This window comes from Maribacter sp. (assembly GCF_039968975.1).
Classification (GTDB): domain Bacteria; phylum Bacteroidota; class Bacteroidia; order Flavobacteriales; family Flavobacteriaceae; genus Maribacter.
The window spans coordinates 1-24340 of record NZ_JBDVOT010000177.1 but is presented as its reverse complement, the minus strand read 5'-3'; the positions used below and the strand labels follow the sequence as shown (position 1 = coordinate 24340).

Below are 24340 nucleotides of genomic sequence, written 5' to 3'. Positions count from 1 at the left end.
TCAATTTACGAAATAGATTTGGCATACTCACTTAGGTAATGGCAGACAGGTCAATATAAATTCTGTATTAAGTACAGAGTACAGAGTATTAAGTATGAATTCTGAAGTGCTAGGTACAAGGTTGGAATAAAGAAAATAGAGTTTAGAAAATAGACTTTTTTTGATTTCAAGTATTTAGCTATGCTAAATTTTTATCAGTAAAAGCCAAAAGCCAAAAGCCAAAAGCCAAAAGCCAAAAGCCAAAAGCCAAAAGCCAAAAGCCAAAAGCCAAAAGCCAAAAGCCAAAAGCCAAAAGTAACTAACCCACTATCAACTGACACTGTCAACTGAAACTGCCTACTAAATTTTAGTTCCTAAATTCTTCCGGTCTACTTTGCCAAATATGAATATACTGCCCTGTAGACATTCTACGAGCCATCTGTTTTGCTCTTTCCGCTAATTCGCCTTCATAAAGCTCGTTGAGAGTTTCAAACCAAAGCTGTAGCCATTGTGCAAAGTGGTCTTGAGAAATGCTATGATGAAGATTTTTATCGACGTTAACATGAGCCTTAGAAGGGCTGCCCCTAAACGTACGGACACCAAATAAATTAGACTCCCAAAAATCTGTGAGTTTGCTTAAATGCGTAGGCCATTGCTCGTCTGTAATATGCCCGTTGAAAATAGGACCAAGCATTGCGTTCTGCCTAATTTTATCGTAGAAAGTATGCACCAATACCCTAACATCTTCTCTATTGGTAATATCGTTCATGGTCTGTTTTTAAGAATCGGCAATGACTTTTTCAACCCGTTTGGCTGTGTCTTGTTTAGAAAGTGTAAGACGAACTATACTGTCGGATTTTGCTAAAAGGTCATGCGGAACATTAGCGGCTAAGGTAATGATATCTCCTTGCTTTAGGGTGTGTTGAGCACCTTCAACTCCGAAATCAATTTTACCTGTTACAATATGTACAATAATAGGGAAAGGAGCCTTATGCTCTTTCATGAGTTGCCCGTTCTTCAATAGAATTCTAATCTCTTTTGAGAATGAAGTTTCTAAAAGAACTTTGGTAACAATTTTAGTATCGTTGAAATCTAAATTTTCAGTGAAAGAGACCTTTTGCATATTCATGTTTTTACAATAGTATAAAACATCGGTTTGCTAAACTATGACACTTCTCAGGTAATTATAAACTCTCTGCATCAATGCCCATAGCGATCATTTCATCGTACACGGAATCTTCGGCATAACATAGCGTCGCTTTTTTAAGATTGGGAAAATTCTTGGCATCTACGGCACTTTTTATATCCCAGTAATCTTCACTACCGCTACTAAAACGTATTAGGTTTAAATAAATATCGTTTCCGCCATCTTGGTAAATCTCGGTTAAAAGAGGTGCCATGCGTTTAGGAATTTGAAGATCTTTAAAGAATTGCGTTACTTCTGCAATAGGCTCATAGCCTTCCTCTTCAATATCTATTTTTCGTTTGGTATACCATTCTATAAATTCATAAAGTTCAAACTTTGGATGTAGCACTTCTTGGGTATACATTAATTCTTCAATGACCGCTAACTTAAATCCGAAGTCCGTAAATTCAATATGCTCTTCTGTTATTGGTTGTAGGATGTATTTATCTTTCGGAATTTCTTTCTTAGCTTCTAGGTTGGAACTTATATAAAGTGCATACGGCTGCTCTTCGTCTTTATAGGTAAGTTTATTGATGCAATAATTGGGGTTCTCACTAATGGAAAAATCATCGAAAAGAATTTCTTTGTCGTCCAGAATAATAGACCCTGAAAAATGATTTTTTGGAGGAAGATCTAGGTGATGTTTTTTAGAAAAAATAAGACTAAAACCAAAAATATGACCGTAGCTACCACAAGAGCAATATACACCTTCTGCATCCCAGCAAATTACAGGGCTTTTAGAAAGTTTGGTCTTACCGGTACGCGAAGGTTCACCAAAAACAGCTACTAGCGTCTCGTAGTTTGTTGGGAAAGTTATAGCAACGTCATTTATAAAAAGTTGCTCATCTGTACCAACAATACGTATTGGTTTAGGTCTATTTTTCTTTAGAAATGAAAACATGTTTATTTAAATATTAGTCCGTTCTCGGCATCAAATTGCGCTTATTCTTCAGGAGATAATCCGTCGCGAATAGCACGTATAGTAAATCCATCAACCACTAAAAGTAGCGATTTCTTCATAAGGTAAGTGTCTATATTGTTTAATAAAGATTGTAGTACTATGAAGCACAACGCAATAGTACTGTTATTGTTTTAATTGACAATCAATAATGTAATGTTTCAATAAAGGTCAATACCCTAGGTTGTTTACTTTGGGTATTTACCGTTTCTAGGGTCTTGTTTAAGCACTCTGGCGGTGGTACGGTAAAAAGTAGGGGAGTAAGAATAAAACTCATGAGGTTGTTCAAAAAATGTCTCTAAGGTAATGGCAAAAAGCTCCATTAGGTTAGTGCCGCCATAGTCCCTGAAAATAGTGTATTTGCCCTCACGGATAAGCGGTATTTTTTTAGAGGCCAATTCTTTCCAAGCGTTAAGGTCCGTATCATTGAATACTTTAGAAAAATAAGAGCCTTTAGCATGTTCGATAACCAGGCAATGGCTAAACTCGTGTATGGCAATGTTTAATCCGTCATCTGTAATAACAAAACCTTTTTCTACGGCAGGCCATGACATATTTACGCGCTTGGTTACCGTATTTACATCACCATCGTATAAAACATCTCTACCAGTATAAGCGTATGAAGACGGCGTAACGAATACTGTTTTAAAGATGCTCAAAACATCTTGTTTTAGACCGAAAGTAATCTTGACGAAGGCACTAGAAATAACGAGCTTCATTTCTGTAGTAAGTTCAAAACCTTCTTTAGAACCAAAATTTGTAGTCTTTAAGAACAGCAAAGTTCTCACCACAAAAGATTGTTGGTGTTTTGTAGATAGAGCGGTGTAGTACGAGTTCCATTTGCTGAGTACCTCATGGCATTCTTGCTTGCTGCTCGACTTAAGAAAAAAGTTGACGAAAGTATGTTTTAGGTTCAAAGGGTTAGGTTGGTTGAAATTTTGGTTTAATAAATGATTGTAACAAAAAAAAATGCGGAGGGCAAAATTAGTGCTATTCGGTGATAATAACACTACCTTTCAGTTCATTTTCGGTAGGTTTTTCAAACCAAGTTTCCATAAAATTAAAATTCTCTTTGGTAACCTCAAACTCAAACGTAGCTCCTTTTTCGGTGTTACGCTGTTGTACGCGTTGCCATCTGGTTTCTTTAGAAATATCTAAAAAGTGAAGTGTAATCTCATAACCATGAGATGTAGCAAAAGTTCTAAACTTTTCGCGATGTTCAAATTTAGATAGCCCCAGGTCTAAAATGGCATCGGTGTTAGATTCCTCTAATTGCGCTACTACATTCAATATCATCTCCTCCGCCCGCTCAATACGTTCTAAGAACCATTCTAATCCGTCGGTTTCGGTTTTGTCAGGAAGAAATAAGGTATTGTTCCAAGTGTCTATAGAGAAAATTACACCTTTGGTTTTCTTTTTCAGTTCGTTTGAATAGGTAGTTTTACCAGATCCGGTATTTCCTACGATGAGGTGTAGCATGTTTTTTTATTCAATTCTAAAACTCTCTTCGATCAAATCAAAACCTGGTTTGTTGACTAAGTTGTCTTCTACTGCCTGTTGCTTTAAAAGTGCAAAGGTTTTGTCGCCTTTATGAAAGAAATGAATAACACCTTCATGTCCAAGACCTAAAATGCTAGCGGTAAACTGTATAGAAGTTGTGTCAATATCGTTGTAGTGATCGTCACTAGGATCGGTAAAATCTAAATTAGAATTTTTATAGATAATATTATTGACCAATTCATCTTGATAAATCAATATCCATTCATTCAAATCAATTTCACCGTTAAGCCATGTCATGGTTATAATACCACTAGAATCAAAACCATCTTTTTCTATAGATAGGTAATACCCTTGGTCATCTATATTCTCTTGGTCCGTAATGCCCCAACCCGCCGGACTGGTCATTACTACACCATCTCTTTCAAAATTTGCAGGTTTACTTTCACTACAAGAAGTTAAGAAAATAAATATAGAGGCTAATACCAGTAATGGTGTTTTCATGTGGTTTGGTTTTCGGAAAAAAAAGGTGTGTCAGAAAGACTAACGGAAATGTTTTGTTAAAATTTCCTTTTGCCTTTAAAATAATCACAAAACCAAATCATTAGCATGAAAACAGCAATGCTGAACTAGTCAGATTTTAGGATATTTAATTGGTTTATTTACTATTTATTCGCCTCTTTAGCCTGCTCCTCTAAATCAGCAATATTTTCAAATTTTTGAAGTGGTAGTTCTTTATTGGTCTCTTTTATTTCAGCAACTAAGGCAAGAATTAAATCTAGGGGTTTTGCTTCATAGCCAAACATGTTCTGGTCAAATTCAATGCCGCCTAGTATACCGTCATTTTCCATACCTACGCCCCAATTCTCAATAAAATCTACAAGGGCTATTTCAGTTATTTGGTAGTTGCTCCAATGGTTGATGGCGCAAGATTTTGCTCTGCCACTTTCTGCCCAAAAACATAGAATGTCAACAGGTTTTCCTTGTTCATTTTCATAATGAGCAGAGGCTGAGGTGGCAAACCCATCTTGGTTTTGCAGCGCATAAACAACGTCTGTTTTACAAACGGTTTGTATAAATTTTTTGTATCTATTTTCTATTAATTCGGAGCCTTGTTGTTCCATGTTTTGTTTTTGAGGGAAGTAAGTATAACGTTAGTTTTTATTTATCGAATTGAAAGTAAAGTATTGTTGACCAATTATCAATGCCTAAGAGCGATCTTTTTTCAGCTTGTTTATTTGCTATAGCTTTTTTAATAGGTGCTTTTTCTGTCTCTGACAATACAGGCACTGATTTTTTGAACCAACTTTTCTTGGTCATTTGATCTCTTTCAGATACCAAAGCCGTTATTTCTTTATTTAAGGATTCTACCTGTTTTATGAAGCTTTCAATAGTTTTTTCTATTTGTGTAACTTCATTAAATACTACAAGGTTTTGTTCTTCAAATGGTTCATTTCCCATTTCATACAATTCACCACCTTCAAGAAAGAAGTATTTTAAATCGAATTTATTGTCGTTGAAAAACTGTTTTGTTTTTTCAATTTCAGATTTAAGATACTCAGGTTCAAATAAATTTAAGGTTTGCAATCTGTCCAAGAATTTAAATAGATTGTCCTTCCCTTTATTGGCATCTCCGCTTATGGTTATGGGGTGTTCGTAATCCCAAAGAACAGATTTGCTATTTAGTGTATCGTTGCTCAATAGTATCTTGTAAGACAACGGAATCTCATAAGCATATTCAGAAACACTTAACACAGAATCTTCGGGAGTCTTTGCTCTTTCTAGTCTATTGAAATCAAGATTATATAAGTAACTTCTATTTGCCATTTTTAATGTTTTTTTGAATTAAAGCTAACGTATTTAGGAATGATTAGTTGTCTTATGAAAAATATGAAATCAAAAAGGTTTAAGAATATTATTACCTCAATTTTTTATTTGCAGTAGTATTTTGATTTTTGATACCTTACGTATAGCGGTTTTAGTTCTAAAAGCTATTACAAGTCCAATTGTAAATGTTGTTATAGTAGTACAAAATATAAATGCAATAAGAGGTAAAACAAAAAAAACCGAACTCATTTTCTTTGTTGAAGGAAGCAATAAATAAAAGTCCAATTGGGAGACCAATTATGTAAGAAGTCAAAATGCTTTTTCTCAAGGATTTCTTCATTTATAGTCCCTTACTAGAATTTTTCAGCGTAATAATTCGGTCAAATATACAATCCCGAAAATCCAGCCCAAATATAATACAGTGTAGGTCAGTGAATAAATCGCAGAAACTCCAATATCTCCTCTTGTTTTTGGTGATTTTGAAAACACCAATCTTAAAGCTCTAAAAAACACCCAATAAAGCATCGCTAGTATTATAAAAATAGAAACCCAAAAAAACGCTTCTAATAAAATTAGAAGTACAAAAATTAAGATGGACATTCCTATCCAGAGTAATATTGACATTATAAATCCGCCAATTCCGTCTCCAGCTTCAATACTTGGCAAATCAGGTGAGGTTCCAGAGTTAGCAATAAAGTCTCCAGTTTTAAAATCGCGAAACTTTGGAAAGTTATCTTTTAATCCAATTCCGCTATACAATCCGTAAGTCATAAACAGAAAAAGTACAGTTCCAATTATTGATAGGGACAAGTATAAATTTGAAGTTACCGTTCGGTTATAATTTTCGCCTGTCAAATACACAGTCAGAATTGTAATTCCTATTACAACTAAGGAAACTATAAAAACTGATTTTCCTTTAAGATATGTTTTTTGTGCTTTCACTTAGGTTTTTGCTAACGGTCTAGTATATGAAAAGTAGCGCTCAAAATAAGTTATTACTTTTCGGATTAATCACAAGCCGAATTTTTTACTATTTATCTTTTTTATTGGAAATCGTCAAATTTAAAAATTTGGCGACTTCCTAAAAATGCCCAAACCATTGTGTTGTCAACAACTAACGCTATTCCGTATATACGTTGTTGTCACTCGTTTTTATGCATTCTGCTTTTTAATTCAGTTTTATCCGTTAGCCAACTTTTACAACTACAAAATATAAAATTAACCCTGGAATTAGCATCATTGCTAAATAAATCAATCTCGTATTTATAAAATACATAAATGGTGTTACAATCCATTCGTGCCATTTTATCGGATAATAGTCTGGGTGTTTTATTCTAAAAAATTTGTTGTCAATTGGGTCGTGATTTTCATATCTACGAAGTATATTCTGGTATTTTTTTTGAAGGTTTTTGCAAAATTCCAACTTGTCGTTTTCTGAAGCATCTTTTTCATAGGATTTATAATTCTGAAGTTCATTATATAAATCTGCTAAATCTAAAGCGTAATCGTGAAAATTCTTTGCTTTTACAGGATAATTCTGAGCATTTTCTATTAATGAAAAAACCAAAACTAAAATTGATAAAGCCGTAATTGTAAATGCTATTACATTGGCATCAATCGCATTCGGATTGTACAAATTATAAACAGATACTAATCCAAAAATAATTAAATATGCGGAAAGGAAACTAATACTCAAAGTTGAATATTTCGCAATTGTTTTTAATCGACTGTCAGCAGTAAATCGAGTTCCTTTAGTTGACCAAATTTTATGTTTCAATTCTTCAAGGAAATCTTTGTCTAAATGTTCCTTGCCTTTTCCCTTTTCAAAACTTTTTGTCATTCGCAATATTTTTTTTTAAATCTGTAGCAATGTTTTTGTATATGGTTTGTTGCGTGGTTAAGCACATAGATTAGCAAATAAAAAACTAATAGAAAATCCGAGAAGATTTTCGTAAGTAGGCTAGAACTAGCAATAAATTTGATACGGTGTTGTAAACTAGCTTTATTCCAATGGTTTAATATTTTCTTCAAATCTTTTCAATGCTGTTTCTTCATTCAAGTGGTTTGGAAATGCCTTTAATACTTTTTCATATTCAGCTATTCCAATTGCTTTTACAATGTAAGCTTCGTGAATAAAATTCAAGTAGTAAATTAATTGTCCTAAACTTGAATGGAAACTTTTAAAATCAATATCTGCATTTACAAAACTTTCAATGTCTCGATAGTTGGCTTTTATTCTTAATCTATATAATAAGTTAAAAACAGAAGTTATCGGAATTGTTTTAAAAATAATATCCCAATGTTCTTTTTTAAATGACTTTCTAAATTCTCCTTTTGCGTTTCTAAAATCTCTGTGATTTTGTTTCTGTAGTCGACTTCTTTTATCTTCCGCATTTTTCTTTCTTGTAGTTTTTAAAAATGTAGCTAATTGCAATTCGGCATCTTCTAAACACTCAATTTTGCTTAAAACACTATGGTCTTTAGGGAAGCCTTTAAAGTTTGGAAGTCCAGAATATTCGAACTCATCTTTAAGTCCAGAGGTGTAAAAACTTATTGCAGATGGGTAATGCTTGTCTTTTACTGAATTTCCAAATAGTTTAATAGATTTTTCGTGTTGTTCATTAGCAATTCCCTGAGTTTCGTGGAAAGCAGTCATTGATAAATAAACGGAATAGTAAGCCTGTGGGAAATTCCAATGAAGTGAAAATTTATAATAGTCGTTATTGTCTATTTTTTCGCCAATTCTATATGCATATTCCGTACTCCAAGAATTCCAAAGAAGTTTGCGTACTTCTTCAATGTTAAATTTCTCATTCTTAATTTTAATTCCGTTGTAAAAAGGGACTTTTTTTAAGTCATACTTTTCTTCGTTACAATCAATACAATAGATAATCGAAAAAAAATGATTGAAAAATACTCTGGATGGAATAGATTTAGCTTGTTCAGCTCTTAATTTCAATATATTTTCTCTAAATCCTGTTAATCCCATAAAGTTCCTTTAGCTTGTTTACAACTAATTTGAATGTGTAATCGTATTCCTAAATATATCTCTAAAGAATAAACCTACAATAACCATTTGATACTCCATTACGGGAAACCATAATCGGTTAAAAATTATGTATGGTTTGGGTATTTTTACGACCAAATGGTCATGTCAAAGAAAATTCTGTTTATTTATAATGCCAATAGTGATACGGGGAGTAAAATGTTAGATTTCGCCCATAAAATTGTGAGTCCCGCTACGTACAATTGCGCACTCTGCTCATTAACCTACGGCAATTTCACCGAGAACAATCAATGGAAGACATTTAGAGAAAGTTTGTTAGCCAAAGGCTACGAGCTAGAGTTCTTTCATAAAGATGAATTCCAAGAACGCTATAAAAGCAAATTTGGACATGCATTTACCTATCCTATTATATTAGTGGAAACGGCACATGATTTAGAAGTGTTGGTTACCACAGAGAAGTTGAATGCTTTTGAGGGCGTGGAGGAGCTTATTAGTTCAGTTGGCAGTATTCAGTAACAGTTTTTAGTAGGTGGTGTTGATCGCTTCGCTTGGTTGTTGGTTGTTGGTCTCACTCGGTCGCTTAGTTTGGTTGTTGGTTATTGGTTGTTGGTTGTCGGTCTCACTCGTTCGCTGAGCTTACTCGGTCGCTGAGCGTAGCCGAAGCGATGTTTGGGTTGTGAGCTGAGTTTGCGTGTTCCAAACCTGTTCTCGATACTAATTTTTTCATGCTTCAAAAATTCACTCGAACTGACATTTCGTTTTGGGAGAGTACTAAGTATTGAGTACAAAGTATCAAGTAGTGGATGTTAAGATGTTCCAAATATGAGACTAAGAGCAAACAACCCAAAGTACACAGTACTAAGAACTAACACGAACAGCTATGTACTTTGTACTTAATACTCAATACAAAAAAAACGCGCAGCGTTAAGAAAACTGCCAACTGTTACTGCCAACTGAATACTAGAACAATTACTTAATACAAAAAAACGCGCAGCGTTAAAAAACGAACAACGAACAACCAACAACGAACAACCAACAACGAACAACGAACAACGAACAACGAACAACGAACAACCAACAACCAACAACTATTTTTTAGTTGCCTCGAAAAACTTCTCGTTGATGTCATCTATGTAGTTTAGAACTTCATCACGGCCGCTGCGGTGGCTAGAGCTGGTTACAAAATGCGGCGGAGCTTCTTCCCACATGTCTGCGGTAAGTTTGTTCAAGTACTGGTTTACTTGTCGCTCGATCGCTTTTGGTTTTAGTTTATCTGCCTTTGTGAATATAATGGCAAAAGGTACTCCGTTTTCACCCATCCATTGCATGAACTCCATATCTATAGGTTGTGGATCATGGCGTATGTCTACAAGTACAAAAGAACATACAAGCTGCTCTCTTTGTAGAAAGTAATTCGTGATATATTTTTGAAAGGTATTTTTATCTCGTTTAGATACACGGGCATAACCATAACCGGGTAAATCTACCAAGAACCAATTTTCATTGATTTTAAAATGGTTGATCAACTGGGTCTTACCGGGTCTGCCAGATGTTTTTGCCAAGCTCTTACGCTCAGTCAACATATTAATTAAAGAAGACTTACCAACGTTAGAACGACCAATAAAGGCGTACTCGGGCAAAGGCTCTTTAGGGCATTTGGCAACATCAGAGTTGCTCATTACAAAGTCGGCCGACTTTATTTTCATCCGTAGGGTATTTAGAAATTGTTTTTCGTCAACCACTCATCAAGAATGGTGTTGAACTGGTCTGGGTGCTCCATCATAGGTGCATGTCCGCATTCATCTAACCAATATAAATCTGAATTAGGTAATAGCTCATCGAACAATTCTGCAACGTCCGGTGGTGTTACCGTATCATTTTTTCCCCATATAATACAGGTAGGGGTTTGCATGCTAGGTAGATCTTGTGCCATGTTGTGGCGGATGGCACTTTTAGCGATTGCCAAGGTCTTCACCAATTTTACACGATCGTTTACCGTAGCAAAAACTTCATCAACGATTTCTTTGGTAGCTACTTCTGGGTCATAGAAAACATCTTGTGCCTTCTTTTTAATAAACTCATAATCACCACGTTTAGGATAGCCGTCACCCATTGCGCTCTCGTAAAGACCAGAGCTACCGGTAATGACTAAAGCTTTAATTTTTGCCGGGTATAATTTGGTATGTAAAAGACCAATGTGGCCGCCAAGAGAATTACCTAAAAGAATAACATCGTCTAGCTTTTTATAGTCTATAAATTTTTTAAGGTATTTGGCAAAATTCTTAACCGTTGTTTTTAACATCGGCATAGAGTACAAGGGTAGTTCAGGAATAAGAACTTTGTATCCTTTAGGCGGAAAATAAGTGTTTACCCCCTCAAAATTACTTAAACCGCCCATTAGTCCGTGAAGAATAATAATAGGTTTTCCTTCTCCTTTTTCTATGTACTTAAATCCTCCTTCGTTGATTAAATCGTTTTCCATGCGCACTACTCATCAGTAATTGTCCAAATATAGGTAATTACAGAGAATAGCTAACAACTCTTTTCGATAAGGTGGGCACATCAATTTCTCAAATTTCATTTTTTCAGGTTTTATGGGTCAAGTGGTAAAATGAAGCCATAAAAATCGATGAAGTGCAAAAACGTGTTCAAAAGTGGGGTAATTTATTAACAAAGTGGTTTTTAGTGGTAAAATGTGGTAATAATATTTATATATTTGAGTTATATAAACAAAACACATCCATTTTGGACATATTTTTCTTTGGAACTTTTAACTGCAAGGCTGATGCCAAGGGGCGTATTATGCTCCCTGTTGCGCTGCGCAATCAAGTTGCTCCAATACTAAAGGATGGGTTTTTTATAAAGAAGTCATATTTGAGCGAATGCCTGGAATTATACCCGGCATATGAGTGGCACAGAGTAATGGCAGAATTGAACGAAAAAAGCAGGTTCGATGAAGAGAACCTACAATTTATAAGAATGTATACGGCAGGCCTACGCCAGGTAGAAGTAGATGCTACCGGTAGATTGTTGATCCCTAAAGATATTATATCATTAGGTGGTATTACTAAAGAAGTGGTGATAGCGCCAATAGGTAAAAGATTAGAGATTTGGGACAAGAAAGCCTATGATGAATCTATAAACGCAACGAAAGAAGAGAAGGTGAAGTTGGCAAAGCGTGTAATGTTAGGTGAAAAACCAAGTGGCGATGTATCATAACCCTGTATTACTGAAAGAATCAGTGGATGGTTTAAACATCAAAGAAGACGGTATATATGTAGATGTAACGTTTGGTGGTGGCGGTCACTCTAAAGAGATATTGAAAAGATTGGGGAAAGAAGGCAAGTTGTATGCCTTTGATCAAGACGAAGATGCGCAGGCAAACGCGTTAGGTGATCCAAGATTTACGTTGATAGCGGAAAATTTTAGATACATCACCCAGTTTTTAAAGTTCTATGGCATAAAGAAGGTAGATGGTATACTTGCGGATTACGGAGTGTCATCACATCAGTTCGATCAAGCTGAAAGAGGGTTTTCTACCCGTTTTGATGCAGATCTGGATATGAGGATGAGCAAGCGTAACACGCTATCTGCTTTTGAGGTGGTGAATAAATACTCTTATGATGACTTGCGTAAAGTGTTGTTCGAGTACGGCGATATTAGAAACGCCAACGCCATGGCAAAAGTAATCGTTGCCAGTAGGGAAGAAGAAAAGATACAAACTACCGATGCGCTGAAGACAGTGTTGAAGCAGTTTTTGCCAGAACATAGGCAACATAAAATATTGGCACAGATATATCAGGCAATTCGCATAGAGGTGAATCAAGAGATAGAAGTGATCAAAGAGTTCTTGGAGCAGGCTCCAGGTTTATTGAACGAGAAAGGAAGGCTTAGTGTAATTAGTTACCATTCTTTAGAAGACAGGCTGGTAAAAAGATTTATCAGGGCAGGTCAGTTTGAAGGAGAGCCGGAGAAAGATTTTTACGGCAATATAGATGTACCGTTAAAAAAGGTTGGTGGTTTAATAGTGCCAACAAAGGAAGAGATAAAATTGAATAACAGAGCACGTAGTGCAAAATTGAGAATAGCAGAGCGTAATGGCGAAAAATAAAGTGAAAACGGGTGTTTTAGACCTATTGAAGGGTAAATTTTTGGTGAGCGGTGACGCCCCTAAAAATTGGCTGTTCATTATTTTCATTTCTTTTTTGGCAACGGTAATGATCAGTAGCTCTCATAGCGCCGATCAAAAAGTTCACCGCATTGCTTTATTAAATGAAGAAGTAAAAGAATTGCGTAATGAGTTCGTAGATATGCGATCAGATGTGCAGCAGCTAAAATTAGAATCGAGCATTACCGGTAAAATATCGGAAAAAGGACTGTTTCCTTCAGAGAATCCCCCGCAGAAAATTAAGGTGAAATCTTTAAAAGAGGAGGAATAATGGCAGCAACGGATAAAAGCATATTAAAAAGGCTCTATATAGTGGCAGGTTTCATGGTACTCTTTGCGGGTGCTGTGTTGTTTAAACTGGTTTCTATACAAATAGTAGATGGTAAAAAATACCAAGCATTGGCAGATACACGTACAGAACGTATGTTTACCATTGAGCCAAATAGAGGTAACCTATATTCAGACGACGGTAGCCTTTTGGCAACTTCAGTTTCTAAATACACCATTCGTTTTGATGCCGTAACGGTAAGTAACGAAGATTTTAAGGAAAATGTAAAGCCATTGGCTGATGCCTTGGCAAAGCAATTTGGTAAAACATCTTCTTACTATCAGCAACTTTTAAGAAAAGCAAGAGAGAATAAAAATAGGTATGCGCTAATTGTGCGTGATTTAGATTATTCTGAATATATGGCGGTAAAAGAATTTCCGCTATTCAATAAAGGAGCCTTTAAAGGCGGACTTATTATTGAGCAGAAAACAAAAAGAGAGCATCCGTTAGGTAAAATTGCCGAGCGTAGTGTGGGTTATGAGCGTGTAGATGAAAACGGATATTACACACGTGTAGGTATGGAAGGTGCTTTTGGTGAATACCTAAGAGGAGTTGCCGGTAAGCGTTTAAAACAAAAAATTGCAAAAGGGCAGTGGAAGCCTATTGGTAACGATAATATCATTGAGCCAAAAGATGGTTATGATGTGTATTCTACCATAGATATTAATATACAAGATATAGCGCACCATGCATTATTAGGGCAGTTAGAGAAATACCAGGCAGACCACGGTACGGTAATAGTGATGGAAGTAAAGACCGGTGAGGTTAAGGCAATCTCTAATTTAGGTCAGACTTCTGAAGGTAAATATTACGAGCGCTTAAATTATGCGATCGGTGAATCTCACGAACCGGGATCTACATTTAAGTTAGTGAATTTGGTGGCGGCTTTAGAAGATCAAGTGATAGATACCAGTTCTGTAATAGATACCGAAAAAGGAGCATGGAAATTATACAAGCATACCATACGTGATACCAAACGTGGCGGTCATGGTAAAATTACCATGTCAGAAGCTTTTGAGGTGTCATCTAATGTTGCGTTTGCAAAAATGATTCATGAAGGGTATAAAAATGACCCAGAGAAATATGTGAACAGATTAATGAGCATGGGTATTCATAAAGAATTAGGCTTGCCAGTTGTTGGTGAAGGTAAACCTGTGTTACGTTACCCAGGTGATAAAGGGTGGTCTGGGCTTTCATTGGCGCAAATGGCTTACGGTTATGAAGTGTCTATGACTCCGCTACAAACATTGGCATTCTATAACGCTATTGCAAATGATGGTGAAATGGTAAAGCCGCGTTTGTTGAAAGAGGTAAAAGAGTGGAACAAGACCATTGAGAAGTTCGATAAAAAGGTATTGAATTCTGAAATATGCTCGCAAGCTACTGTGAAGAAAGTACAACAGATATTAAAGAATGTAGTAGAGAAAGATCATGGAACCGGTCACCGTATGTACTCAAAGAATTTCTCCATGGCAGGGAAGACGGGAACTACACAGACCAACTATGTATCTAAGGATAAATCCAAGTACGAGTACATTTCTTCGTTCGCAGGATATTTTCCGGCAGATGATCCAAAGTATTCTTGTATTGTAGTAATACATAAGCCGGACAAAAGTGTTGGGTATTATGGAGCAGATGTATCTGGTCCGGTATTTAAGTCGGTAGCACAAAAGGTATATGCAACATCGCCATTAACAAGTGAGGTTGATGTAAAAGATGTGTTGATCGCTAAAAATGAAGATTCTCACCAAGGATATTATAAGGTAGCACAGGCAAAATATTCTGCAATGCCAAATGTAAAAGGTATGTGTGGTATGGATGCGGTTGCCATTCTTGAGAATTTAGGAATAGAAGTAGAAGTAAAAGGAAACGGAAAGGTGAAAAAACAATCCATCACCAAAGGCACCGATTTAAAATCAGTGAAGAAAATAGTATTGGAATTAATATGATGCAATTAAAGGACATATTATATGGAGTGCGTATTACTGCTGTTAGCGGTACTACCTCTTGTGATATAGCATCAGTTCGTTTTGATTCTCGTGAAGTAGAAAAATCTGATGCCTTCGTTGCTATAAAAGGAACGTTGACAGACGGTCATAAATATATTGATCAAGTAGTAAAGGCTGGGGCAAGAGCAATTATTTGCGAGCAATTGCCATCAGAGATGATAGATGACGTTACGTACGTACAAGTAGAAAGTGGTAATCAGGCGTTGGCATTGATGGCATCTAACTACTATGGTACGCCATCAAAGAATTTGAAATTGGTAGGTGTTACGGGTACTAATGGTAAGACTACGGTATCTAGCTTATTATATCAATTGTTCAAGAAAGCAGGGTATAAGGTAGGTTTGTTATCCACCATTAAAATTATGGTAGATGATACGGTATATCCAACAAAACATACCACTCCAGATGCATTGGTGATCAACAAGCATTTGCAGTTGATGAATGAAGCCGGTGTAGAATATTGCTTTATGGAAGTAAGTTCTCATGGTATTCACCAGAAAAGAACCGAAGGCTTGTTATTTGAAGGGGCGATTTTTACGAATCTTTCCCATGATCACCTAGACTACCATAAAACATTTGCAGAGTACCGCGATACTAAAAAGATATTGTTTGATCAATTGCCAAAAACGGCATTTGCATTGACAAATGTAGATGACAAGAACGGTTTGGTAATGTTGCAGAATACAAAGGCTAGAAAAGCAAGCTACGCCTTAAAGAATTATGCAGATTACAGAGCGCAGATATTGGAAAATCAGTTTGACGGTCAGTTGTTGAAAATAAACGACCATGAACTTTGGACCAAGTTAATAGGTCATTTCAATGCTTATAATATGCTGGCAATTTATGCTACTGCAGACTTATTAGGCTTGGAGCAATTAGAAACCCTACGCTTATTAAGCGAGTTGGAAAATGTAGATGGAAGGTTTCAATATCACATATCAAAGAAAAGAATTACGGCTATAGTTGATTATGCCCATACGCCGGACGCCCTAAAAAATGTGCTTGAGACAATCAACACGTTGAGAACTGGAAATGAAAACGTCATCACCGTTGTGGGGTGTGGTGGCGATAGAGACAGATCAAAGCGTCCGGTAATGGGTAATATCGCATCAGAAATGAGTAATAAAGTTATTCTTACTTCTGATAATCCTAGAACTGAATCCCCTACTGAAATTATTGCAGAAATGGAGGCGGGGGTAGAGCCTCAGAACGTAAAGAAGGTTTTGTCCATTGAAAATAGAGAGCAAGCAATTAAAACGGCTTGTCAACTAGCAGATGATAACGATATCATATTAGTAGCCGGTAAAGGTCATGAGACCTATCAAGAAACCAACGGCGTACGTATAGATTTCGACGATTTTAAAATAGTAAAAGAGCTTTTAGCGAGCTTAGAGAAATAACCAAAGCTTAGTAGCAAGAATACAGATTATATGTTAACCTACCTGTTCGAATATTTAGAAAAACAATACCAGTTGCCTGGAGCTTCGCTGTTTCAGTTCAGCACATTCCGTGCGGCAATGGCTATCCTGTTTTCGTTGATGATTGCGACGGTTTACGGTAAGCGTGTAATTCTATTTCTTCAAAAGCAGCAAGTAGGTGAAACTATTCGTGATTTAGGTTTGGACGGTCAAAAGCAAAAGGCAGGTACACCTACAATGGGTGGGGTGATCATTATCATGTCTACTTTAATACCGGTGTTGCTATTCGCAAGGCTAGAGAATATTTATATCATGCTATTGATATTCACCATGTTGTGGATGGGTGCGATCGGCTTTTTAGATGATTACATAAAAGTATTCAAAAAGAACAAAGAAGGTTTAAAAGGAAGATTTAAGGTATTAGGTCAAGTAGTGTTAGGCTTGATCGTAGGTGCAGTACTTTATTTTCACCCAGAGGTAACAATGCGTGATCATGATAAAACAATTATTACGCAAGATTATACTGTAGAGCAGGTAAAAGGAGCAGAGATCAAGTCTACCATGACAACGGTTCCTTTCTTTAAGAATAATGAGTTTGATTATAGCAATTTAATATCATGGGCTGGCGATGGTGCAAAAGAATATGCATGGTTGCTGTTTATCCCTATTATCATATTGATAGTTACGGCAGTATCTAATGGAGCAAATTTAACCGATGGTATCGATGGTCTCGCGGCAGGTACATCAGCCATAATAGTATTTACGTTAGGTGTTTTTGCCTTGGTGTCAGGTAACATCATATTCTCTGATTATTTGGATATTATGTATATACCACGAGTAGGTGAGTTGCTGGTATTCATTACCGCTTTTGCAGGAGCATTGATCGGTTTCTTGTGGTATAATGCCTTCCCGGCACAAGTGTTTATGGGTGATACGGGTAGTTTAACTATAGGTGGTGTAATTGCTGTAATCGCAATTATAGTTCGTAAAGAATTATTGATACCCGTGTTATGCGGAATTTTCTTTGCAGAGTCACTTTCGGTAATGATGCAGGTTGGGTATTTCAAATACACAAAGAAAAAATTTGGTGAGGGTAGACGTATATTTTTAATGTCGCCATTACATCACCACTACCAAAAAATGGGATATCACGAAAGTAAGATCGTAACCCGTTTTTGGATTGTAGGTATTCTATTGGCAATTGTAACCGTAGTGACCTTAAAAATTAGATAATGGCATTTTTAGTAGTACTTGGCGGAGGAGAAAGTGGAGTAGGTACAGCCATTTTAGGATTAAAAAAAGGATACGATGTATTTGTATCGGATAAAGGAAAAATAAAAGAGAAGTATAAAAACGTTCTTGAACATTTTGAGATTGATTGGGAAGAAGAGCAGCATTCTGAAGACCGCATACTAAAAGCCGATTTGGTAATGAAGAGTCCGGGTATACCGGATAAAGTACCCTTGGTAAAGCAGTTGGTTGAGAAAGGTGTTCCCGTAATATCAGAAATAGAATTTGCATCAAAATACACCGATGCAAAAATTATTGGTATTACAGGAAGCAACGGTAAAACAACGACCACCATGCTAACCAACCACATTCTGGCGAGTGCCGAATTAAAAGTGGGTATGGCAGGAAACATTGGTGATAGTTATGCAAAAATGGTCGCAGAGCATGATTTTGAGTACTACGTACTTGAGATCAGTAGTTTTCAATTAGACGGCATAGTAGACTTTAAACCACACATTGCCGTGATTACGAATATTACACCAGATCATTTAGATCGGTATGAGTATGAGTTTGAAAACTATATAGCATCTAAATTCAGAATAGCGGAAAACCAAGACGAAGACGATTATTTGATTTATGATGCAGATGATACGGTTTTGGTAGAATGGCTGAACAAGCACCCGGTAAAATCAAAATTAATGCCCTTTTCACTGAATAAAGTATTTGAATTAGGTGCATTTATAGAACAAAACGAGATAAAAATAAAAACAACATCAGACACTATTAGCATGACGAAGAACACTTTGGCCTTAGAAGGTCAGCACAATGTAAAGAACACAATGGCAGCGGCAACAATTGCCAAATTAGTCGGTATCCGTAAGGAGACGATAAGAGCTTGTGTTTCTAATTTTCAAGGGGCTCCCCACCGTTTGGAGAAGGTGTTGAAAATACATCATGTGGAATATATCAATGACTCAAAAGCAACAAATGTAAATGCTGCTTATTACGCATTGGATAGCATGAAAACACCTACTGTATGGATTGTAGGTGGTGTAGATAAGGGCAATGAATACATGGAGTTAATGCCATTGGTACGTGAAAAAGTAAAAGCAATTATTTGCTTAGGTGAGAATAACGAAAAAATAAAGCATGTTTTCGGTAATGCCGTAGACCTTTTGGTAGAAACATATGCCATGGAAGAAGCGGTGAAAGTAGCTTATAAAATTGCGGAGCGTGGAGATACGGTGTTGTTATCACCGGCTTGTGCAAGTTTCGATTTGTTTAAGAACTATGAAGATCGTGGAGATCAATTTAAGAACTGTGTAAAGAACCTATAAGGTGTTGAATATATTTCAAAACATAAAAGGAGATAAAGCTATTTGGGCCATTGCGGCGCTCTTGGCCTTATTTTCATTTCTACCAGTATATAGTGCCAGTAGTAACTTGGTATATGTAGTAGGTAGCGGTACGCCGGTAGGTCACTTGGTGAAACATGCCATACTGTTGTTTTTAGGATTTGGAATTATTTACGGGGTACATAAAATACCAACGCACTTTTTTAAAGGGTTATCCATGATTGGTCTGCCTATAGTGTTGGTGTTGCTCATATTCGTATTGGCGCAAGGCACCTCAAGTGGTGGTACTAATGCTAGTCGTTGGATCCGTCTGCCATTGGTAGGTTTTGGTTTCCAGCCTTCTAATTTGGCAGCGGTAGTGTTAATGATATATGTAGCGCGCTATTTCTCTAAGGTTAGGGATATTAAAATAACATTTAAAGAAAGCATATTACCGTTGTGGTTACCTGTTTTCTTGGTGGTGGCATTGATTTTACCGGCGAACTTTTCAACGGCTGCCATTGTTTTTTCTATGGTGATGGTACTGTGTTTTTTAGGTGGTTATCCTATGAAATACTTATTGGGCATTGTTGGAACTGGAGTATTGTTTTTGTCCATATTCATATTGACGGCAAAAGCTTTTCCGGATTTGTTTCCGAATAGGGTAGATACTTGGATGAGTAGAATAGATAGTTTTTCCAACCCAGAAGATTCAGAAGGGACCTATCAAATAGAAAGAGCAAAAATTGCAATTGCAACTGGTGGCGTAATGGGTAAAGGTGCAGGTAAAAGTGTACAGAAAAACTTTTTACCACAGAGTTCTTCAGATTTTATCTATGCGATTATCGTTGAAGAATATGGTTTGATAGGAGGATTTATTCTCATGTTATTTTACTTGTTTCTCTTGTTTAGAATAGTGGTGGTTGCCAATGGTTGTGAATCTATCTTTAGTAAGTTACTGGTGCTCGGTGTAGGATTGCCCATTGTTTTTCAGGCTTTGATAAATATGGCGGTAGCGGTGGAGTTGTTTCCGGTGACCGGGCAGAATTTACCACTGATCAGTAGTGGTGGTACCTCTAGTTGGATGACCTGTTTGGCAATAGGGATCATTCTAAGTGCAAGTAATAAAAGTATAGCTCAGGAGAGTGCTTCTGGCAATGATGTTGATATAGATGAAACGAACCCTTTAGAGATTTTAAGTGGGCAGTTATAAGTTTATTCTATCTGGAGGAGGTACTGGCGGACATATTTATCCGGCAATAGCCATAGCGAACGAACTGAAAAGGAGATATCCTGATGCAGAGTTTTTGTTCGTAGGTGCCAAGGATAGAATGGAAATGGAGAAGGTGCCGCAGGCAGGGTACAAAATAGAAGGATTGTGGATTACGGGAATTCAGCGAAAACTGACCCTTAAAAATCTACTATTTCCAATAAAATTGATAAGTAGTTTAATGAGAGCAAATAGCATCGTATCGAAGTTTAAACCACACGCCGTAATTGGTACGGGTGGTTTTGCTAGTGGTCCGTTGTTAAAAATGGCAACCACAAAAGATATTCCTTGTGTATTGCAAGAACAGAACTCTTTTGCTGGTATTACCAATAAACTATTAAAAGATAAAGTGAAAAAAATCTGTGTGGCCTATGATGGCATGGAGAAGTTTTTTCCGAAAGATAAAATTGTAAAAACAGGTAATCCTGTACGTTCAGATTTGGTGGAGTTGAAAGCTACAAAAGCTGAAGCTTTAAGCTATTTTAAGTTGAACGGCGATAAGAAAGTATTGTTGGTATTAGGTGGTAGTTTGGGAGCTAGGCGCATAAACCAATTGGTAGCCGATCATTTAGGGTATTTTGAAGAATTAGGCTTACAGGTGATATGGCAATGTGGTAAAGGGTATTATGAAACCTATAAATCTCATCAGTCAGAGAATAGTAAAGTGCATTCTTTTTTGAACTCAATGGATAAGGCCTATGTAGCGGCTGATTTCATTATATCAAGAGCAGGGGCAGGTGCGGTTTCAGAATTATGTTTGGTAGGAAAACCAACATTCTTTATTCCGTCGCCAGTAGTAGCAGAGGATCATCAGACCATGAATGCATTATCATTAGTAGGTCATGATGCTGCAATAATGATTAGAGAGAAAGAGCTTGATGAGAAATTTACAACTGAATTTGAATCGGTATTCAAATCCTCTGAAAAGCAAATAGAATTATCAAAGAATATTAAGTCGTTGGCATTACCAAATGCAACATCTGATATCTGTGATGAAATAGAAAAATTGATTAAATAATTATGAACGTAACGCAAATACATAGGGTGTATTTTATAGGCATTGGAGGCATAGGTATGTCTGCTTTGGCGCGTTATTTTGCGTTCATAAACAAAGCGGTTGCCGGCTATGATAAAACCAATACTCCGCTTACACAAGAATTGGCAAGTTCTGGTATGGATATTCACTATACGGATGCTATAGGCGAAATATCAGATGAATTTAAGAAAGATAAGGAACACACTTTAGTGGTATATACCCCTGCGGTACCTTCTAGTCATTCTGAATATCAATATTTTTTAAATAACGGTTTTACCATTAAAAAGCGATCGGAAGTACTTGGTTTAATAACCAAAGATTCATTCTGCTTGGCGGTTGCAGGTACACATGGTAAAACAACGACCTCTAGTATTTTAGCGCATTTGCTTAAAGAAACGGGAGTGAAAATGACCGCTTTTTTAGGTGGAATTTCAGAAGATTTCAATAGTAATTTCCTTCTGGAAGGAACAGATTATTCGGTTGTCGAAGCAGATGAATTTGATCGTTCGTTTATGCAGTTGACACCTAATGTAGCGTGTGTAACGTCTATGGATGCTGATCACCTTGATATCTATGGTGATGCGCAAGAATTGGAAAGAACATTTGTTGATTTTACCAAAAGATTAAAACCGGGCGGTAAATTATTTGTTCGTAATGGTTTGCCTTTGAAAGGGTTGACCTATGGTATAGAAGACGATTCGGATTATTGTATTCGAAACATAAAAATAGAACATGGCACCTACATATTCGATTTGGAGACCCCTGACCTCAAACTAGAAGGGGTTGAATTCAACAAGCCTGGTAGACATAATTTGTTGAACGGTTTGGTAGCTTTCGCAATGGCGATGCAAGCAGGTTCCCCACCGCATCGCCTTGCAGAGGCATTAGCAACATTTAAAGGAGTACAAAGGCGATTTTCGTATAAAATTAAAAATGATGAGTTCGTTTTTATTGATGATTATGCGCATCACCCAACAGAGATAAATGCTGTTTTTGAAGCAGTTGCAGAAATGCATCCAGATAAAAAAGTATTGGCCATTTTTCAGCCGCACCTGTTTTCAAGAACACGTGATTTTGCAGATGAGTTCGCAAAAAGCTTATCGCAATTCAATAATGTCTTGTTGTTAGATATCTATCCTGCTAGAGAAGAACCAATTGAAGGAGTGACTTCAGAGTGGTTATTGGAGAAGGTAAATAGCGGTAATAAAAAATTAATTTCGAAAGAACAAATCCTTTCTGAAATAAAAAAACAGGATCCTGATGTTTTACTAACAATGGGAGCCGGAGATATAGGTTTAGAAGTTGTAAAAATTAAAAAAGAAATGTCCTATGCAGATTAATTGGAATTTTATAAAGTTAGCAGCTTTGGTTCTAGTAATCATGGGGTTATATGCGTTTTCTAATGAGCGTAATAACGCCAAAAATGTTACGGGAATGAAGGTAGAATTCATTGGGGATCAAAATTTGTACCTCACTGAAGGAACGGTTAATAAATTGTTAATACAAAATTACGGTAGCCTTGATAATGTGCCTAAAGAAAATATAGTTTTGAATACTGTAGAAAAGGCTCTTGAGGCCAATGAAATGGTGAAAAGTGCACAAGTCTATCTAACAATAGATGGTCAGCTAACGTCTAAAATTGTTCAAAGGAAACCAATAGGGCGCATAGAAGGGAGCGCAAAGTTCTATTTGGATGATGAAGGAAAGAGAATGCCTCTTTCAAATAATCATTCGGCTAGAGTTCCTATCATAACAGGCAATATCAGTGGTAAAAGCCTTGAAGATGTCTATGTCATATTGGAACACATAAATAAGGACGATTTTTTTCGTGAATCTGTAATTGGTATTCATATCAAAGGAGAAGAAGAATATCAGTTACGATTAAGGCTTAATAATTTTGTTGTGAACATAGGCGGTATTGAAGATTTAGATGCCAAGTTTAGCAATTTTAAGGCATTTTATGCCAAAGCGAACAAGGATGAAACCTTGGAGGATTATGCAGAAGTAAGTTTAGAATTCAATAACCAGGTGGTGTGCACTAAAATATAATAAAATGGAACAAACTAAATATTCAGTCGGTTTAGACATAGGAACAACGAAAATCGTTGCCATAATCGGAAAACAAAACGAGTATGGTAAAATTGAGATTTTGGGTATCGGTAAGTCCAAAAGTTTAGGTGTACATAGAGGGGTGGTAAATAATATTACCCAGACCATAAAATCCATACAACAGGCAGTTGAAGAGGCAGAAGCAAATTCTGGACTTAAGATTGGGTCTGTTGTAGTTGGTATTGCTGGTCAACATATTAGAAGTTTACAGCACAGCGATTACATCACTAGAAAAGATTCTGAGGAAGTAATAGGTGAAGAAGATGTAGACTTACTATGTAATCAAGTGCACAAATTGATTATGCTACCAGGTGAGGAAATTATTCATGTGTTACCGCAAGAATATAAAGTTGACGGGCAAGCAGAAATTCGTGAACCTGTTGGTATGTACGGCGGTAGGCTTGAAGCTAACTTTCATGTAGTGGTTGGTCAAGTGGTTTCCATTAAAAATGTAGGTCGTTGCATTAAAAGTGCAGGATTGGATTTAGGGAATATTACACTTGAGCCATTGGCATCATCTGACGCGGTATTGAGTCAAGAAGAAAAAGAAGCGGGAGTAGCATTGATCGATATAGGTGGTGGTACTACTGATTTGGCCATTTTTAAAGATGGTATCATAAGACACACCGCGGTTATTCCTTTCGGTGGTGGTGTTATTACCGAGGATATAAAGGAAGGATGTTCAATTATTGAGAAGCAAGCCGAATTGTTGAAAACAAGATTTGGTTCAGCTTGGCCAGGTGAGAACAGGGATAATGAAATTGTATCTATACCAGGTTTACGTGGTAGAGAGCCAAAAGAAATCTCATTGAAAAATCTTTCTAAGATTATTCACGCACGTGTAGTTGAAATTATTGAGCAAGTGTATGTAGAGATTAAAAACTACGGTCACGAAGAACAAAAGAAGAAATTAATTGCAGGTATAGTGTTAACAGGTGGTGGTAGCCAATTGAAGCATTTAAAGCAATTAGTAGAATATATAAC

General features: G+C 36.5%; 26 protein-coding genes. 13 read left to right on the top strand and 13 right to left on the bottom strand.

Translation table 11 applies throughout. The annotated features are described in order from the left end of the window. Positions 1-346: 346 nt before the first annotated feature. The 11 genes from ABJI11_RS11885 to ABJI11_RS11835 all read right to left on the bottom strand — a co-directional run bounded on the left by ABJI11_RS11885 (position 347) and on the right by ABJI11_RS11835 (position 8436). A complete protein-coding gene (locus tag ABJI11_RS11885; RefSeq protein ID WP_348352404.1) occupies positions 347-748 on the bottom strand; it encodes a group III truncated hemoglobin in 402 nt (133 codons plus the stop codon). Between the two features lie 9 nt (positions 749-757). Next, on the bottom strand, positions 758-1102 hold the full coding sequence (locus ABJI11_RS11880) for a cupin domain-containing protein (protein ID WP_348352402.1): 345 nt from the start codon (positions 1100-1102) through the stop codon (positions 758-760). Positions 1103-1163: 61 nt separating this feature from the next. Next, a complete protein-coding gene (locus ABJI11_RS11875; protein ID WP_348352400.1) occupies positions 1164-2066 on the bottom strand; it encodes a hypothetical protein in 903 nt (300 codons plus the stop codon). 245 nt (positions 2067-2311) lie between these two features. After that, positions 2312-3040, bottom strand: a complete 729-nt coding sequence (locus tag ABJI11_RS11870) for a zinc-dependent peptidase (protein WP_348352398.1) — start codon at positions 3038-3040, stop codon at positions 2312-2314. Between the two features lie 73 nt (positions 3041-3113). Further along, complete coding sequence (locus tag ABJI11_RS11865) at positions 3114-3602, bottom strand: ATP-binding protein (protein WP_348352396.1); 489 nt, start codon at positions 3600-3602, stop codon at positions 3114-3116. A gap of 6 nt (positions 3603-3608) precedes the next feature. Next, positions 3609-4124, bottom strand: a complete 516-nt coding sequence (locus ABJI11_RS11860; RefSeq protein WP_348352394.1) for a hypothetical protein — start codon at positions 4122-4124, stop codon at positions 3609-3611. 161 nt (positions 4125-4285) lie between these two features. Continuing rightward, positions 4286-4744 (bottom strand): DUF2750 domain-containing protein, encoded by a 459-nt coding sequence (locus ABJI11_RS11855; RefSeq protein WP_348352392.1) that lies wholly within the window; start codon positions 4742-4744, stop codon positions 4286-4288. 37 nt (positions 4745-4781) lie between these two features. Beyond that, entirely contained in the window at positions 4782-5447 is a 666-nt protein-coding gene (locus ABJI11_RS11850; protein WP_348352391.1) for a hypothetical protein, read from the bottom strand. 363 nt (positions 5448-5810) lie between these two features. After that, the gene (locus ABJI11_RS11845; RefSeq protein ID WP_348352389.1) at positions 5811-6389 is read right to left on the bottom strand and encodes a hypothetical protein; all 579 of its coding nucleotides are present in this window, start codon (positions 6387-6389) and stop codon (positions 5811-5813) included. Positions 6390-6633: 244 nt separating this feature from the next. Beyond that, positions 6634-7287 (bottom strand): SLATT domain-containing protein, encoded by a 654-nt coding sequence (locus ABJI11_RS11840; protein ID WP_348352387.1) that lies wholly within the window; start codon positions 7285-7287, stop codon positions 6634-6636. A gap of 162 nt (positions 7288-7449) precedes the next feature. Further along, entirely contained in the window at positions 7450-8436 is a 987-nt protein-coding gene (locus ABJI11_RS11835; RefSeq protein WP_348352385.1) for a hypothetical protein, read from the bottom strand. 162 nt (positions 8437-8598) lie between these two features. On the opposite strand from ABJI11_RS11835, the gene ABJI11_RS11830 reads away from it, so the two are divergent. Beyond that, the gene (locus ABJI11_RS11830; RefSeq protein WP_348352383.1) at positions 8599-8970 is read left to right on the top strand and encodes a GTPase; all 372 of its coding nucleotides are present in this window, start codon (positions 8599-8601) and stop codon (positions 8968-8970) included. A gap of 572 nt (positions 8971-9542) precedes the next feature. Here ABJI11_RS11830 and yihA read toward each other — a convergent pair. Continuing rightward, positions 9543-10160 carry a ribosome biogenesis GTP-binding protein YihA/YsxC gene (gene yihA, locus ABJI11_RS11825; RefSeq protein WP_348352381.1) on the bottom strand — a complete coding sequence of 206 codons (618 nt, stop codon included), beginning with the start codon at positions 10158-10160 and terminating at the stop codon, positions 9543-9545. 11 nt (positions 10161-10171) lie between these two features. Next, positions 10172-10936 carry an alpha/beta hydrolase gene (locus ABJI11_RS11820; RefSeq protein ID WP_348352379.1) on the bottom strand — a complete coding sequence of 255 codons (765 nt, stop codon included), beginning with the start codon at positions 10934-10936 and terminating at the stop codon, positions 10172-10174. 263 nt (positions 10937-11199) lie between these two features. Between ABJI11_RS11820 and ABJI11_RS11815 the strand changes: the two genes are divergently transcribed. The 12 genes from ABJI11_RS11815 to ftsA form a co-directional block, all read left to right on the top strand. Further along, entirely contained in the window at positions 11200-11673 is a 474-nt protein-coding gene (locus ABJI11_RS11815; RefSeq protein WP_036158601.1) for an MraZ family transcriptional regulator, read from the top strand. Next, positions 11663-12565: a 16S rRNA (cytosine(1402)-N(4))-methyltransferase RsmH gene (gene rsmH, locus ABJI11_RS11810; protein WP_348352377.1), complete on the top strand. Its 903-nt coding sequence runs from the start codon at positions 11663-11665 to the stop codon at positions 12563-12565. The genes ABJI11_RS11815 and rsmH overlap by 11 nt, the downstream gene beginning before the upstream one ends. Before the next feature lies 1 nt (position 12566). Next, complete coding sequence (locus ABJI11_RS11805; RefSeq protein WP_073247180.1) at positions 12567-12893, top strand: FtsL-like putative cell division protein; 327 nt, start codon at positions 12567-12569, stop codon at positions 12891-12893. Then, positions 12893-14899: a penicillin-binding protein gene (locus ABJI11_RS11800; RefSeq protein WP_348352375.1), complete on the top strand. Its 2007-nt coding sequence runs from the start codon at positions 12893-12895 to the stop codon at positions 14897-14899. The genes ABJI11_RS11805 and ABJI11_RS11800 overlap by 1 nt, the downstream gene beginning before the upstream one ends. Next, entirely contained in the window at positions 14896-16359 is a 1464-nt protein-coding gene (locus ABJI11_RS11795) for a UDP-N-acetylmuramoyl-L-alanyl-D-glutamate--2,6-diaminopimelate ligase (protein WP_348352373.1), read from the top strand. The genes ABJI11_RS11800 and ABJI11_RS11795 overlap by 4 nt, the downstream gene beginning before the upstream one ends. Before the next feature lie 30 nt (positions 16360-16389). Further along, the gene (gene mraY / locus ABJI11_RS11790; protein ID WP_348352371.1) at positions 16390-17610 is read left to right on the top strand and encodes a phospho-N-acetylmuramoyl-pentapeptide-transferase; all 1221 of its coding nucleotides are present in this window, start codon (positions 16390-16392) and stop codon (positions 17608-17610) included. After that, on the top strand, positions 17610-18944 hold the full coding sequence (murD, locus tag ABJI11_RS11785) for a UDP-N-acetylmuramoyl-L-alanine--D-glutamate ligase (protein ID WP_348352369.1): 1335 nt from the start codon (positions 17610-17612) through the stop codon (positions 18942-18944). The genes mraY and murD overlap by 1 nt, the downstream gene beginning before the upstream one ends. A gap of 1 nt (position 18945) precedes the next feature. Continuing rightward, positions 18946-20154 carry an FtsW/RodA/SpoVE family cell cycle protein gene (locus ABJI11_RS11780; protein ID WP_348352367.1) on the top strand — a complete coding sequence of 403 codons (1209 nt, stop codon included), beginning with the start codon at positions 18946-18948 and terminating at the stop codon, positions 20152-20154. After that, the gene (gene murG, locus ABJI11_RS11775; RefSeq protein WP_348352365.1) at positions 20141-21229 is read left to right on the top strand and encodes an undecaprenyldiphospho-muramoylpentapeptide beta-N-acetylglucosaminyltransferase; all 1089 of its coding nucleotides are present in this window, start codon (positions 20141-20143) and stop codon (positions 21227-21229) included. Before ABJI11_RS11780 ends, murG begins: the two co-directional genes overlap by 14 nt. Positions 21230-21231: 2 nt before the next feature. Then, positions 21232-22587, top strand: coding sequence for a UDP-N-acetylmuramate--L-alanine ligase (gene murC, locus ABJI11_RS11770; RefSeq protein ID WP_348352363.1), 1356 nt, complete (start codon positions 21232-21234; stop codon positions 22585-22587). Beyond that, positions 22577-23296 carry a hypothetical protein gene (locus ABJI11_RS11765; protein WP_348352361.1) on the top strand — a complete coding sequence of 240 codons (720 nt, stop codon included), beginning with the start codon at positions 22577-22579 and terminating at the stop codon, positions 23294-23296. Before murC ends, ABJI11_RS11765 begins: the two co-directional genes overlap by 11 nt. A 4-nt stretch (positions 23297-23300) precedes the next feature. Continuing rightward, positions 23301-24340 (top strand): cell division protein FtsA (gene ftsA / locus ABJI11_RS11760; protein WP_348352359.1); only part of this gene is annotated, 1040 nt, incomplete at its 3' end.

What these genes read in the sequence shown, in the direction of transcription:
- ABJI11_RS11885 (WP_348352404.1), bottom strand. Translation starts at nt 748, where the DNA reads ATGAACGATATTACCAATAGAGAAGATGTTAGGGTATTGGTGCATACT.
- ABJI11_RS11880 (WP_348352402.1), bottom strand. Translation starts at nt 1,102, where the DNA reads ATGCAAAAGGTCTCTTTCACTGAAAATTTAGATTTCAACGATACTAAA.
- ABJI11_RS11875 (WP_348352400.1), bottom strand. Translation starts at nt 2,066, where the DNA reads ATGTTTTCATTTCTAAAGAAAAATAGACCTAAACCAATACGTATTGTT.
- ABJI11_RS11865 (WP_348352396.1), bottom strand. Translation starts at nt 3,602, where the DNA reads ATGCTACACCTCATCGTAGGAAATACCGGATCTGGTAAAACTACCTAT.
- ABJI11_RS11860 (WP_348352394.1), bottom strand. Translation starts at nt 4,124, where the DNA reads ATGAAAACACCATTACTGGTATTAGCCTCTATATTTATTTTCTTAACT.
- ABJI11_RS11855 (WP_348352392.1), bottom strand. Translation starts at nt 4,744, where the DNA reads ATGGAACAACAAGGCTCCGAATTAATAGAAAATAGATACAAAAAATTT.
- ABJI11_RS11850 (WP_348352391.1), bottom strand. Translation starts at nt 5,447, where the DNA reads ATGGCAAATAGAAGTTACTTATATAATCTTGATTTCAATAGACTAGAA.
- ABJI11_RS11840 (WP_348352387.1), bottom strand. Translation starts at nt 7,287, where the DNA reads ATGACAAAAAGTTTTGAAAAGGGAAAAGGCAAGGAACATTTAGACAAA.
- ABJI11_RS11835 (WP_348352385.1), bottom strand. Translation starts at nt 8,436, where the DNA reads ATGGGATTAACAGGATTTAGAGAAAATATATTGAAATTAAGAGCTGAA.
- ABJI11_RS11830 (WP_348352383.1), top strand. Translation starts at nt 8,599, where the DNA reads ATGTCAAAGAAAATTCTGTTTATTTATAATGCCAATAGTGATACGGGG.
- yihA (WP_348352381.1), bottom strand. Translation starts at nt 10,160, where the DNA reads ATGAAAATAAAGTCGGCCGACTTTGTAATGAGCAACTCTGATGTTGCC.
- ABJI11_RS11820 (WP_348352379.1), bottom strand. Translation starts at nt 10,936, where the DNA reads ATGGAAAACGATTTAATCAACGAAGGAGGATTTAAGTACATAGAAAAA.
- rsmH (WP_348352377.1), top strand. Translation starts at nt 11,663, where the DNA reads ATGTATCATAACCCTGTATTACTGAAAGAATCAGTGGATGGTTTAAAC.
- ABJI11_RS11800 (WP_348352375.1), top strand. Translation starts at nt 12,893, where the DNA reads ATGGCAGCAACGGATAAAAGCATATTAAAAAGGCTCTATATAGTGGCA.
- ABJI11_RS11795 (WP_348352373.1), top strand. Translation starts at nt 14,896, where the DNA reads ATGATGCAATTAAAGGACATATTATATGGAGTGCGTATTACTGCTGTT.
- mraY (WP_348352371.1), top strand. Translation starts at nt 16,390, where the DNA reads ATGTTAACCTACCTGTTCGAATATTTAGAAAAACAATACCAGTTGCCT.
- murD (WP_348352369.1), top strand. Translation starts at nt 17,610, where the DNA reads ATGGCATTTTTAGTAGTACTTGGCGGAGGAGAAAGTGGAGTAGGTACA.
- murC (WP_348352363.1), top strand. Translation starts at nt 21,232, where the DNA reads ATGAACGTAACGCAAATACATAGGGTGTATTTTATAGGCATTGGAGGC.
- ABJI11_RS11765 (WP_348352361.1), top strand. Translation starts at nt 22,577, where the DNA reads ATGCAGATTAATTGGAATTTTATAAAGTTAGCAGCTTTGGTTCTAGTA.